We start from the raw sequence: 11640 nt of genomic DNA on the forward strand, positions 1-11640 counted from the left end.
GATGCTTCTTAGGGTTTTGTCTTTTGAGGACATGGGAGGATTATAGCACTGGATGGATTTGACGCTTACAACTCCCCAAGGGTCAGATAAAAATGCAACCGGATAACGGACAGCTATGTCTACTCAGTCATCAGATTAGTTGCAACTCCCCGAGGGTCAGATAAAAGTGCAACAGACATTACCTCTGGGGTGGGATTATCCCACCAGATATAAGGTTGCAACTCCCCGAGGGTCAGATAAAAATGCAACCCAGAGGAAGTGCTCAAAGTCAAACGCTACCTGCAGGGTTGCAACTCCCCGAGGGTCAGATAAAAATGCAACTGGCTATAGGGCTATGGCTATAGGGCTATGGTTATGTTGCAACTCCCCGAGGGTCAGATAAAAATGCAACCCTTCTTTGCAAGTCCTTAAAAATCAAGGATTAGAATAGGCTCATTTTTGACTTTTGACATGATATAAATCATAAATAGCCCTCCGGAACCTGAGTATCAATCAAAAGAGAGCAAACACGCATCATTTCTGGTTTTTAAGATGGTGCTTGATAGCTCTGTCTCATGATTTTATCCGGCACTCGTAAATGAATGTTTTGAAAAACTACCCAAAATCTCAAAATTCCCAGCTCTCACAAAAAATATTGACACGAATATCATTCACAAATGGGAAAAATTTAAGCACGCCTCGGGGCTTTCATCACAAAAACCCGTATTCAGTTGCCAAGATGACAGGGGTTGCTTTACAACCCTCAAAACTCTACCTTTCAGCGTAGATATTATACCATATCTGCTGTTAACACAAGGGGTAAGTCTAACCTTAGAAGACGCTCTGGTCGCTTCCGTCGTAGTGGTTGCCTATTTTGATAGGCTGTGCGTTCTTTCTCAGTCTAAACACAGTGAGCCTGAAGTTGGGGCTGTTTTCTGTCAGTAGCGAGGTTTTCAGTGTTGTGGGGTCCTGGTGGGTTTCAAATACGCTCAGCTGGGCGTGGAGTCCATGCCTCTTGAGGGATTTTCTCACCTTCTTCCTTATGCGTTCTTCTGTGTAGTCATACACTACAAGCCTCATACTCTACCTCCATCAATTCAAGAAGTGTGTCCCATAATCTGTCAAGGCATTTTTGATAAACTGGCTCAAGGCTGTTGATGAAAATCCGCATTCCATCTCTGTTGAGCAGGCGACTTTCTTTATCTTTGATAAAGTGGCTCGTTGTAATTGTGTCTTTTTTCAAGAGTTCCACTACATGTTTAGTCAGGAAAGGTCTGAGTGGTTCCATTATGTCGGAGGCAAAACTGGCATGCCTGCCTCTCCGACTGTGAAGAAAGGAAAGGTAGGGGTCAAGCCCCAGAGTTAGCAGAAGGCTTCTTGCCTGATAGTAGGCTATGTTGTAAACAAGGCTCAGAAGAGCATTTACATGGTCCTTAGGCGGTCTGTAGTTTCTCCCAGAAAACTGCGGGATTTCCCTTGATAGGGACTCAAACATGTATCTGGATGCAATCCCCTCGTAGCCCATCAATTCCTCTATGCTGTCCGCCCTTTCTGCCATGGTTCTCATATACTCAAGGTTAACAGAAAACTCCCTCTCAACCTCAATTATCTTCATAACCACGATCCTTGAAGCTACTCTTAGTCGCTGGCTCTTCCACAGCTCGTATTGTCTGATCCTTCTCTCTACCACAGAACTATGCTCGTCCTCTGGTGTAAAGATGCCCTTTAGGTTGAAGTTTCTGGATAAAAGGCACAGACCTGTGCCAGCCCTTGAGAGCATAGTGAGAGCTTCTGTGGTTATGGTGCCTCTGCCTACAAGGAAGAGGGCTGATAGATAAGAGACTGGAAAGGTATGCTCTTTACCGTTAAGTTTGACGCAAAGCCTGCCCTTCTTTTTTGAGAGGTTATAGCCATTGGAGAAGAAGAGAAGAGGTCTTTTCAGATTATGAAGGTTTCCCATGGTTTTATCAGATAGCCCTCTGCATGCTCCAGCTCTTCCACAGGGTAAACAAAAAGCCTGTCAGTTTTTCTGTTTATATGTTTTTCAAGCCTGCTTATCAGAGCCTGTATTTCCCTCTGGCTCATGGACTGTATGTAAAAGGTGCTACGCTGTATGTGAAAGCCCACAGTTCTTAAAACCCTTGCTACCCTGTGCCTGCTTCTATGGTCTCCTATGTCATAGACCACGACCCACGCTCTTTTTTCCATATTACTTAAATAAAACTGACCTCTCTTCTATATTCTGACATCCTCCACATCCACAAAGCCAAAGCCCTCGCCGGTGCGACCGCCCCAGCCCTTCAGATACAGAAGCCTGAGGCTCTGCGGGTCTCCTTCCACTTCAAACCTGCCCACAAAACCTGTAAGATACATGAGCCTCTTACCGCTAGAGCGTCTGAAGCCACTCAGCGTATGCTTTACGACTATCTTCTTCCAGAAATGGAACCTAAGTGAAACATCCCTGTATTCATAGCCCAGAAGCTCAAAGACCCTTCTGTGGAAGCGGTTAAACTCGTTCTGAAAGTCTCCGTGGCTGGGAAGTATAGGCTTGTTCTCTTTGCTCTCAAGAACCGCAGGCGACAGAAGGCGAAAGACCACCCTCGGGCTGTTTATGTTTTTCACCGGCAGACTCCGGATGGAGCTGACGCTCATTTTAATGTCCCCTGACAGTGGAAAGTCCCTCAAACTCAGAAGCTTGCCTGCAAAGGTCTCGCCGAGGGGCTTTTCCAGAAAGCTCATGTAGAGCCTTGCAACCGGCTTTCTTAGGACAAAATCCTCACCATGGAGCTCACCCTCAAAACTCAGAAAAAAGCTAAAGGGTCTTGGAAGCCTTTCAGCATACAGCTCATCCTCCATAAGGCTTTTGAAGGCAGACATGAGGCGGTTTCTGAAAAGAAGTGGAAGCCTGCTCTGGCTCAGCTTTATATCTGCTTGCAACCTAAAGCCTTCCATCAGCTGAGGTCTCTCAGCATTTTCTCCACAACCCTCTGGAGCTCAGGCAGGTCTTCCTTTACCACTCTCCAGACAACGCTGTAGTCCACTCCAAAATAGGCATGTGCCAGCCTGTCTCTCATGCCCTTTACCTTTTTCCAGTCTATCTCTGGATAGTTTCTCAGTAGCTCCTCTGGAAGGTTTTTAGCCGCCTCTCCTATTATCTCAAGGGCTCGGGTTATGGCATGCGTTAGCAGGTCGTTTGATATGAATTCTTCAAAATCTATACCTTCTGTGTGCTTTCTTATGAACTTAATTTCTCTGATTATGTCCATGAGATAGTCATGGTAACTTCGCCTTCTGCCCTGCATGGCTCTATCTTTGAAGCTCTGCCAGTCTTCTCTTACTGGCACATAACTGCTAAGAATATTCTGCCCTATGGCAGGTCTGGACTGCAGGGCTTTCTTTGATACGAGCTCCACCCTAACGCCCAGCTTTTCAGACAGAAAATCCTCCAGCTCCATAAACTCCCAAAGAGAAGGCTCTTTTTCAAAGTCCACAAGCAGGTCAAGGTCGCTGTCCTCCCTCTCTTCTCCCCTTGCATAGGAGCCAAAAACGCCAAGTTCTCTGACTGTATACTTCTCCCTAAGAAGGGGCATGAGGCTTAGAAGCTCCTCCATCAACTTCTGGAGGTTTTCAACCTTTTTGACTGTCTGCATTCTTATAAGTTATGCCTCAGGGCTCAAACCAGCCATAGCCCTTTGCCTTTTTACCACCTACTCCGAAGTTTTGAAGACCGGTTCTCAGGAGAACCTCAGCATATTCAGGAAGCTCGGGCTCTTGCTCTCCGAGGGGTTCATAGTCCAGACAGAAGCGAAAGACAACTCCTCTTTTTAATGTCAGAAACTTTACCGGCACTGGGTTTTGCCAGTCCGCCGGGGGCTTTTGACCTTTGCTCTGGTAGTATTCAGAATAGTGAGGGTTCATGATGTCAAGTTCAAGCTGGTCTGGGCTAAATTTTTCTGGAAAGGCGTCATAGAAAATAATCTGACCTCTTTTTTCCAGTGTGCCAAAGATTTTTCTGAAAGTTATGTGGGCGTCCTTGAACTTTACAGAAGGCTCGCTCAGGACAATTTCAACCTCTCTGTTCCTTAGCTCTTCAAAGAACCTGTGCTTTCTGAAGTTTTCCTCCTCGCTCAGCAAAAACTTTTCAATCTCAGAAAGAGGTTTCTCCTCACCAAGTCTTTCGCTCAGGGCTTCCTGTATGGACAGCAGAAGCACATGCCTTGCAAGACCCTTTAGCGTAGCCCCGTCTATGTATGGCACTCCGTAGGTGTGATGAAAGAGAAAGCCGTTTTCTAAGAGTGATGGATAGCCCATGCCCACCACAAGCCTGTAGGCGGTTTTCAATTTAAAGCTCTTCTGGCAGGGGACGGCTGGAAGCCTGATACTGTAGCTTTTGACCTTCTCTAAAATAGAGGCTAACCTCTCCGCCGAGTGCTGGGACTTTATGCCTCGCTCCAGCTCGTCAACCTCAAACCAGAAGGGGAGGAGCTTGTAAAATAGCAGACCCAGATTGGGGTTTCGAGACTTCTCTGAAAGTCTTTTGACGGCTGAATGGACACTTCCGCCTGGCAACTCTGAAAAGTTTTTAATCCTGCTCTGCTTCATACTTTAGCTCCCCTTCTGCCAGTCTTTTTAGCCACTGGGCAAAGTAAAGAATCTTCTGGGTGTAAAGTCTATACTGGGCAAAGTCAAGACCGGCAAAGAACTCCACAAGGCTGTCGACCTTTTTCCCCTCCATCTTTTCAAGATAGAGCTTTATGTGGTTTTCTATCTCCTGCCAGCCATCATCCTTTGCCTTGGCTCTTATGAAAGCGCAGGTGGTCAAAAGTCCGTTGTGAACTATCATGGAAGGCAACTTTCTTGCGTGAGATGCGTATTTACCTTCAAACCCCTTACCCTTTACCCCCTTTACGCATTCATAAGCCAGTCCTGCCACCTGCTGAAGCCTGCTTTTCATGGCTTTACCTCCCTCAGCTTCACAAGACCCTTTCCTGTTGTCATATCCCCACCAAGCCATATCTCAGAGGGAGCCGAAAACTCCACACCATCCTCCACAAAGAAGTTCACATAAAGCACACTCTCTGCCGGCAGGTATTCTGTGGTCCAGAGGGGGCCTTTCTTTACAGTTCCGCTGTCTGGGTCAATCTTTACGTGGGTCTGCACCTCCGTGTAGCTCTGCACAAGCTCAGAAAAGACCGTATCGCTCACAAGCACCACCCTCTGCTTGTCTTCTATACCCAGCGAGTTTACAAACCCTACAAGACCCTCGCCTGCAGGCTTTGCATCAAAGACGAACTCTTCAAGCATAACCCTGTTGTCTATGGCAACTTCCATAGAGTAGCAGAAGGCTTCGCTATCCTTCGGACTTTCAACCCTTATTTCCTTCCCTGTGTCCCTTGCGTATCTCTGAAGGGCATAGGGGCATGTTACGAGCAGGAATATGTGGCTGACACTCCTGACGGGGAAAAACAGAAGCCTCGCGTCGGTAAAGACCACTTTTCCAGCGTTGCCTTCCTCAAGTTCCCCAGCCGTTCCAAAGACCTGACGCATATATTCAAGGTCTTTTTTGAAGCTATCTTCGTTGATTGCCCTGAGCTTTTTCCTGCCACTGCTTACCTCTTCATCAAGGTCAGAGAGGTTCACACCCTTGTCTGCAAAGTACTCTCTCCATACGCGCCTGAGATGATATTCTCTTATACAACCTTTAAGGCTACTACCCGGCACAAGGGGAAAGCCCGTGTGAACCTCCCTCACTATGGGCAGGTCAACGTGCGACAGCCCCTGCCCCGCACCCACATGAAGGGGAGTGAGAACCTTTAAAAGGTAAGTCCTTCTATTCATCTCTCTACCTCCATAAGTATTCCGCTGTTCCATCCTCTATCCAGAAAATTATCCATGTCCCACCTTATTCCTTTTCTTACATTAACCTTAGGCTTTCCCTCAATCTGACAGAGCCGACATCCAAGCCCTCCGCCGTCCAGAGCCTTCAGCAGAAGCACACTGCCCGGTCTTAGCATCTGCAGGAAGGGCTTGGCAAAGCCCGACACATACTCAACCCCACCACCGAAAAGCCAAAGAAGCTCAAAACTGAGGCTGTTTATCTTCAACGCACTGCCACGCCTGAGCCCACCCTCCACAGAAAGGTGGCTGGTGCAGTAGAACTTGTAGGTCTTGCCCCTTTCTATCTGAATGGGTTTTTCAAAAGGTCTTATGCTTTCCTCTTTCACAAAGGCTAACCTTCTCTCTCCTCCCAGACCTGCGGTCTCCTGCCCTGCATCCTCCCACCTGCCGTCTGCCAGCACGCTAATGTAAGCCCTTGCGAATTTCAGTTGGTTGTTTTCCCTTTCCTTCCTTTCCAGCCTCAGAAACTCCTGAGAATACAGGAGAGTCTCCTTTGCCACCCTTCTGTCTTTGTCCAGACCGATGCCAATCCTGTATTCAACGCTTATGAATTCCTCCAGAGGATACACTTTTATGTTTTCCATGCCCCTTGAGTAGCTCTCCACAAAATGCTGGTAACTTATAAAGGCATTTCCTACTGTTTCAAAGGCTTTATCGGTGCCTGTAATGAGCGGAACGCCTTCTCTACTCAGCCTGAGAATCTTCACCTCGTAATTGTCCTTCTTTTTCCTCTCCTTTACCACATCTGCGGGTGCAGGTATGTAAAGCTGACCCTCTTTCCACAGAAACACGCCGTAGACTTTCTTAAAAAGGTGAAAGAACCTCATTATGGGTGGTGGAAAACTGCTCCTCTGAAGATGTGTCTCTCCGGCACCAAAGTGCCTCAGACCCCCAAAGGTCAGCACATCGTAAGGCTCAAGGACATACAGCCTCATCTATCGCCTCCACCTTGGACAGAAAGCGTGCCACATAAAGAAGTGACTCCAGAGACTCTACGCTCCTCAAAAAGCCCGCCCCGTCAATTCTTTCAATGAGCCCATCAACCTCGCCCTTCAGCCTGCTTTTTCTCCTTAAGACCCTCCTCAGAAGAGCCTTTATAAGGTCCTGCTGAGTTTCAGCCTTTTCTTCTCTGAATATCCATAGCTCTTCTCTGACCGCATAGGGAATGCCGAGAGAAAGAAGCTCCTCTCTAAAGTAGTTGACAATCCTTTCAAAGAGTCCCAGATGATTCCACTGAAGGACCAATCTCACCGGTTGTGAGTTTCTTGGCACCACGCTGATGCATATGCGGTTTTTGCCGGCTTTCTTTGCTTCCTTTTCTGCGTTTCTTACCTCTTCCAGAAGGAACCTGAGGTTTTCGTTTTCATGTCCTATAACAAAGCCAGCGCTTATGGTCGCTTCCTCAGAGCCCATGACTTCAGAAAACATATCCCTTATGCACTTTGCAAAGGACAGAAGGCTCGTAGGATATCCCACCGCCAGCACATCATCACCACCCGCATACACAAGCTCTACAAAGGGTGAATTTTCTCTGGCAAGGCTGTAGACCTCTCTGGCATACTCGGAGAGCCTTCTGGAAAAATTCCTGTGAAACTCTTCGCTGAGCTTTTTACCCCTCTTATCCTGCGACAATCCGAGCCAGACGCCCATGTCGTCCCCGTCCGCCATCAGAATACCAAAGTAGGAGTTGTCTGGCTTTCTGTATCCTCCTCTGTGTGGGTCGTAGAGGTTTTCAAGAGCGGTAAGAAGCTCACCGTAAAGCTCCTCTTCCTGCTCCTGTGCTTCCTTTTTCATCTTTAGCACATCCTCAGGGTCAAGCCAGTCGGCATTTATGTCCTTTATTGAGCAATCCATTTTCCCTTGAATAAGGCAGACCGCCTGCTCTACCGCCCTTATGTATTCCAGATACCTGCCTGCGTTGCTATCCCTCATCAGTTCACACCTTAGCCTCGCCCAGGCAAGGTCCTTTGTGGAGGGAAAGCTCTTTCTTTTCAGTCTATTCTGTCCCTCAAAGTATTCCATGGCAAACCTTTTCGTAAGGCACACACCGCAGAGCTTTTCGCCCTTACCCAGCATAAACCTCTTTCTTTTGCCCAGCTCATCCCAGTCCAGAGCCAGAGCAGGACGCTCCCCGCACAGAGTGCAACCATCAGGATACTTGTTCTCAAAGGTTTCCTCATCCACCTTGCCCTCGTAGGGTCTAAAGCTTTTGAGAGCACCCAGATACCTTTCCAACAGGTCGTAGGTATAGCCGTAATCCTCTGCGTCCGCCACTTCATTTAGTCCCATTCTCTCAAGCCATCCCTCCCTGCCTATGTAATCCATGCAGTAGCAGAAGGACTGAAAGTATCCTCCCGTGTGTTTTTCAAACTGAAGCCTTTCCCTACCGGAGAGTCCAAGAGCAAAGACTGCATGCTCGCAGAGCTCCTCCCAGACCCTTTCAAAGAGTTCTTTTAGCCTGTCGCACAGGTCTTTTTCTGTTTTCACCACCAGCCTGTTGGGATAGCCCGCAAGGTCTGTGTCCCTAAGGCTTTCGTCGTATACGGGATATATTACCTCTCCCAGCTTCTGACTTTCAATCTCCTTAACGAGCCTCTCAGTAAGGTATGACAGTATAAAGCTGGAGCTAAAGAGGTCAGAGAGCTTCCTTGACTGGGATATAAAGCTCTGCACCGGCGAAAAGGTAAAAAGGAGTAGCTTATTCATCCTGTCCCTCCAGCATGCCCTTTACCCTTTCCTTCAAGTGTATAAACAGTCCAAAATAATCCTTTCTGACCCTTTCAAATATTTCCCTTGAGCCCTCAAAGCTGTAAACATGCACCAGCTCATTTCTGTCTTCTATCATCCTGAGCCATGCTTCCTGATTTTCTATAAGCCCGTTCTGGTATGCCTGTTTGAAGCACTCCCTCGGGTTTTTGCAGACCACTCCGAGAAAAGCCAGAGCCTCTTTTATCAGCTTCCATGAAAGCTCGTAGCACAGCTCAAACCTCTTTATGGCACCCTCCACTTCAAGGTCAGACTTTGCCATACTTACACCCTCTTCAAGAGCCATCATAGCTCTTTCAAAATCCTCATACAGGTTTTGTAGCCTGCTTTTCATAGATGGAAACACCCTCAAGGTTTACCGCCTCCCTTATTTTGGGGTCTGCCCTCCTGAGGTCCACAAGGTCCACGTTGCCCACAAAGGAGCCCGTGTCTATGGGTCTGTCGCCGGATATCTCCAGTGCTATGTCTATATCAGAGTCCCTTCTTGCATCGCCTCTTGCCCTTGAGCCAAAGAGGATTATAGCCTGCGGGTCAAAGGCTTTTATGAGCCCTTCTGTAAGTTTTCTCAGGCTTTCTGGCTCAGAGAGTTTGAGGCTGGTGGCTATATTCTGTTTTCTCAGGTGTATTCTCAGCTCCTCCAGTATTTTGTAGTCTGCCATGCCCCTTTTTCCACCAAAGTCCAGCGATTCTCCCTCTGGCAGGAACCTTCCACTCAGCCTCAGCATCAGCCAGCGGTATCTGTCTCCCTGCCTTATGACCTTCACCACAAGGGGCGAAGCCCTCCTTTGAGACTTTGTAGACTTTAAAAACTGGTCTTTGCTGTGCCTGATGGGCAGTCCAAAGGCGCCCATCTCAAAGAGCCTGTTTTTGTGCTGTTTTCTGAACTCCATAATGTGCCTTCCAACCTTGTCCAGTGCCTCAATCCACGAATCAAAGTCGCTTTTGCTGATAAGGAGCTTTGAAAAGGAGAGGTTTGAATACTCAGCACAGAAATCCTTTCCGCCCCCCACAAGCTCTATAGCCTTTTTGAGGTTCTCAGAGAGCCATCTGCCCAGCTTTTCATCAGGACTAAAGCTAAGCCAGTCAATCTCTGGCTCAACCCTTATGCAGTCAAGGTTTCCACCGCCTCTTCTTGCCCTTGAGCCCACACCTCCAAGGTATACGAGAGCCCAGAGACTGGCAACCACAGGCTTGAGATATCTTTCTTCTCCCAAGAGAGTAAGCCTGAACCGGTAGCCCGCTTCAAGAAAACCTCTCTCCCTTTTTTCTTTACTTCTCATGTTTACAGAATAGAGGAGATAGCCCACACCTACATGTTCTCCCTTCAGACCCTCTCTGCCAGCGTAGTCCCAATCAAGTTTATACTTTTCTTTCATCGGCCTTTCGCTTATGTGGTCTTTCCCAGAAACCTCAGACAGTTTTATCCACACCTTTCCAGCCCTTGCACCATCCTCGGTGTGCCCACCGAATATCTCCACCTCTACCTTATAGAGCTTTTCTGTGTCATCCAGTCCCTTGAGAGCCCTCCACCACCACCTGAGAAGCCCCACAAAGCTGGCGGGTCTCAGTTCTGCCTGCTGGTCTGCTCCACCTATAAAAGCCGGCGTGATAAACTCCAGCTCAAAGGTCAGCTTCTTCATGGGCTTGCCTCGTCATACACAAACTCGTTAATCAGTGAGTTAAACTCCTCTCCATACTTGAATATTAACCGACCATCCTCCCCTTTTCTGACATATACGCAGTTGTTTTCCATGCCCGAGTGGGCAAAGAAGTTTCTCTTTACATCTGAGTCGTTCCTCAGTTGCTCGGGCTTTCTTGGTCTGAAGCTCTGGTTTACAAAGTGTCCAAGCTGATTCCACTGCGACTGTGCTCTTATGCCTGCAAACCTGTTTAAGTCCTTATTCAGCAAATCCCTGTTTACATACAGTCCGTAATGCTCGTAGATATAAAAAAACTTTTCAAGGTCTTCCAGTGTAAACTCTCTGCTTTCCCTTTCTGGTCTTATGCCTGCCCTTTCTAAGGTGCGGGATATATCGCAGTAAAGGGAAAGGGCAAGGAATATGGCTATTTTCTCATCGGGTTTTTCTGGCAGGTTGTATTCGTAGGTCTTCTTCTCAGGGTCAAAGTATCCCGGGTCGTATTCCTTTAGATACCTGTCCAGCAGGGAGCTGATGGCTCTCTGCACCTTCTCCTCCGGGTCGTAGCCAAAGGTGAGTATGACCGGAGGCGTGTTGTATTTGAGGGCTTTGTAGGTGCGGTAGAAGCTTTTTAGCAGTCTGATATGTTCCCGATTGAGCCCGTGCGATAAAAGGTGTTCGTCCTTTGTGTTCTTAACTGGACTGTCAAACCATGCGTTGACCCTGATGGGAACATCGTCGTATATCTTTGCCCTTTCCACTTCCCCTCCTATGATTGGGTCCGTGTATACCATGTAGGATTCTATACTGCCCTCTCTGAAGTGCATGAGCCTGTCAAACACCACGAGATGCCTGAAGGCTTCCTTGAGAGCGTCCGCATAGACATTCAGACCCTGAGAGATGTCACAGTAAAAAGTCCTGTAGCCTCCCTCCAGATAGTATTTCAGTAGATTGAGAAAAATCCAGAACTTTATATATGGGTAGCTTCCTTCAAAGGTGTAGCCGTGAAGATTTCCGATGCTGGGGGTGTAAATGATGTCAATCTGGCTGTCTATCAATTCCCTGAGGTCTTTCTCCTCTTCTCTATACTTTGAGTTTGCAGGCAGAGAGTGGGGCAAGAAAGCCACCAGCTTAAGACCCCCACTGTAGTGTCTCTTTATTGCACAACCTGCAAGCTCACATTCAAGGACTTCATTAGAGTATACGTATCTTACCGTTCTTTTTCCTGCGGTGCCACCAGATATCCAGAAAAGTATTCTCCCACCCTCCACCACGGTAATATATTAACGCAAGTTGCAAGTTATAGCATCCCTGCACTCCAGAGCCTATGGAGATTGTAAGAAATTACCGCCATGTAGAT

The 11640-nt window shown here is 47.6% G+C and carries 13 protein-coding genes and 1 CRISPR repeat array; all 13 genes read right to left on the reverse strand.

Annotated elements, in window-relative coordinates:
- Window positions 1–64: 64 nt before the first annotated feature.
- Window positions 65–391: a CRISPR direct-repeat array (repeat unit 35 nt; unit sequence GTTGCAACTCCCCGAGGGTCAGATAAAAATGCAAC).
- 419 nt (window positions 392–810) lie between these two features.
- The 13 genes from cas2 (WHS43_09555) to WHS43_09615 are packed head-to-tail and all read right to left on the reverse strand — an operon-like array spanning window position 811 to window position 11554.
- Entirely contained in the window at window positions 811–1059 is a 249-nt protein-coding gene (gene cas2 / locus WHS43_09555; protein ID MEJ5339883.1) for a CRISPR-associated endonuclease Cas2, read from the reverse strand.
- Window positions 1040–1939: a CRISPR-associated endonuclease Cas1 gene (gene cas1, locus WHS43_09560; GenBank protein ID MEJ5339884.1), complete on the reverse strand. Its 900-nt coding sequence runs from the start codon at window positions 1937–1939 to the stop codon at window positions 1040–1042. Before cas1 ends, cas2 (WHS43_09555) begins: the two co-directional genes overlap by 20 nt.
- The gene (gene cas2 / locus WHS43_09565) at window positions 1918–2187 is read right to left on the reverse strand and encodes a CRISPR-associated endonuclease Cas2 (protein MEJ5339885.1); all 270 of its coding nucleotides are present in this window, start codon (window positions 2185–2187) and stop codon (window positions 1918–1920) included. Before cas2 (WHS43_09565) ends, cas1 begins: the two co-directional genes overlap by 22 nt.
- Window positions 2188–2214: 27 nt before the next feature.
- Window positions 2215–2931: a CRISPR-associated endoribonuclease Cas6 gene (gene cas6 / locus WHS43_09570; GenBank protein ID MEJ5339886.1), complete on the reverse strand. Its 717-nt coding sequence runs from the start codon at window positions 2929–2931 to the stop codon at window positions 2215–2217.
- On the reverse strand, window positions 2931–3629 hold the full coding sequence (locus tag WHS43_09575) for a HepT-like ribonuclease domain-containing protein (protein ID MEJ5339887.1): 699 nt from the start codon (window positions 3627–3629) through the stop codon (window positions 2931–2933). Before WHS43_09575 ends, cas6 begins: the two co-directional genes overlap by 1 nt.
- Before the next feature lie 16 nt (window positions 3630–3645).
- Window positions 3646–4581, reverse strand: coding sequence for a type III-B CRISPR module RAMP protein Cmr6 (gene cmr6 / locus WHS43_09580; protein MEJ5339888.1), 936 nt, complete (start codon window positions 4579–4581; stop codon window positions 3646–3648).
- Window positions 4562–4933 carry a type III-B CRISPR module-associated protein Cmr5 gene (cmr5, locus tag WHS43_09585; protein MEJ5339889.1) on the reverse strand — a complete coding sequence of 124 codons (372 nt, stop codon included), beginning with the start codon at window positions 4931–4933 and terminating at the stop codon, window positions 4562–4564. The genes cmr6 and cmr5 overlap by 20 nt, the downstream gene beginning before the upstream one ends.
- Complete coding sequence (gene cmr4 / locus WHS43_09590; GenBank protein MEJ5339890.1) at window positions 4930–5817, reverse strand: type III-B CRISPR module RAMP protein Cmr4; 888 nt, start codon at window positions 5815–5817, stop codon at window positions 4930–4932. The genes cmr5 and cmr4 overlap by 4 nt, the downstream gene beginning before the upstream one ends.
- Window positions 5814–6812 (reverse strand): type III-B CRISPR module-associated protein Cmr3, encoded by a 999-nt coding sequence (cmr3, locus tag WHS43_09595; protein MEJ5339891.1) that lies wholly within the window; start codon window positions 6810–6812, stop codon window positions 5814–5816. Before cmr3 ends, cmr4 begins: the two co-directional genes overlap by 4 nt.
- Window positions 6793–8583: a type III-B CRISPR-associated protein Cas10/Cmr2 gene (gene cas10 / locus WHS43_09600; GenBank protein MEJ5339892.1), complete on the reverse strand. Its 1791-nt coding sequence runs from the start codon at window positions 8581–8583 to the stop codon at window positions 6793–6795. Before cas10 ends, cmr3 begins: the two co-directional genes overlap by 20 nt.
- Window positions 8576–8977 carry an HI0074 family nucleotidyltransferase substrate-binding subunit gene (locus tag WHS43_09605; protein ID MEJ5339893.1) on the reverse strand — a complete coding sequence of 134 codons (402 nt, stop codon included), beginning with the start codon at window positions 8975–8977 and terminating at the stop codon, window positions 8576–8578. The genes cas10 and WHS43_09605 overlap by 8 nt, the downstream gene beginning before the upstream one ends.
- Window positions 8949–10283 (reverse strand): type III-B CRISPR module RAMP protein Cmr1, encoded by a 1335-nt coding sequence (gene cmr1, locus WHS43_09610; GenBank protein MEJ5339894.1) that lies wholly within the window; start codon window positions 10281–10283, stop codon window positions 8949–8951. Before cmr1 ends, WHS43_09605 begins: the two co-directional genes overlap by 29 nt.
- The gene (locus WHS43_09615; GenBank protein ID MEJ5339895.1) at window positions 10280–11554 is read right to left on the reverse strand and encodes a hypothetical protein; all 1275 of its coding nucleotides are present in this window, start codon (window positions 11552–11554) and stop codon (window positions 10280–10282) included. Before WHS43_09615 ends, cmr1 begins: the two co-directional genes overlap by 4 nt.
- Between the last annotated feature and the right edge of the window lie 86 nt (window positions 11555–11640).

It is taken from the genome of Aquificaceae bacterium (genome assembly GCA_037481935.1).
Taxonomy (GTDB): Bacteria; Aquificota; Aquificia; order Aquificales; family Aquificaceae; genus Pampinifervens.

Coding starts and splice junctions, on each gene's coding strand:
- cas2 (MEJ5339883.1), bottom strand. CDS start 1,059: ATGAGGCTTGTAGTGTATGACTACACAGAAGAACGCATAAGGAAGAAG.
- cas1 (MEJ5339884.1), bottom strand. CDS start 1,939: ATGGGAAACCTTCATAATCTGAAAAGACCTCTTCTCTTCTTCTCCAAT.
- cas2 (MEJ5339885.1), bottom strand. CDS start 2,187: ATGGAAAAAAGAGCGTGGGTCGTGGTCTATGACATAGGAGACCATAGA.
- cas6 (MEJ5339886.1), bottom strand. CDS start 2,931: ATGGAAGGCTTTAGGTTGCAAGCAGATATAAAGCTGAGCCAGAGCAGG.
- WHS43_09575 (MEJ5339887.1), bottom strand. CDS start 3,629: ATGCAGACAGTCAAAAAGGTTGAAAACCTCCAGAAGTTGATGGAGGAG.
- cmr6 (MEJ5339888.1), bottom strand. CDS start 4,581: ATGAAGCAGAGCAGGATTAAAAACTTTTCAGAGTTGCCAGGCGGAAGT.
- cmr5 (MEJ5339889.1), bottom strand. CDS start 4,933: ATGAAAAGCAGGCTTCAGCAGGTGGCAGGACTGGCTTATGAATGCGTA.
- cmr4 (MEJ5339890.1), bottom strand. CDS start 5,817: ATGAATAGAAGGACTTACCTTTTAAAGGTTCTCACTCCCCTTCATGTG.
- cmr3 (MEJ5339891.1), bottom strand. CDS start 6,812: ATGAGGCTGTATGTCCTTGAGCCTTACGATGTGCTGACCTTTGGGGGT.
- cas10 (MEJ5339892.1), bottom strand. CDS start 8,583: ATGAATAAGCTACTCCTTTTTACCTTTTCGCCGGTGCAGAGCTTTATA.
- WHS43_09605 (MEJ5339893.1), bottom strand. CDS start 8,977: ATGAAAAGCAGGCTACAAAACCTGTATGAGGATTTTGAAAGAGCTATG.
- cmr1 (MEJ5339894.1), bottom strand. CDS start 10,283: ATGAAGAAGCTGACCTTTGAGCTGGAGTTTATCACGCCGGCTTTTATA.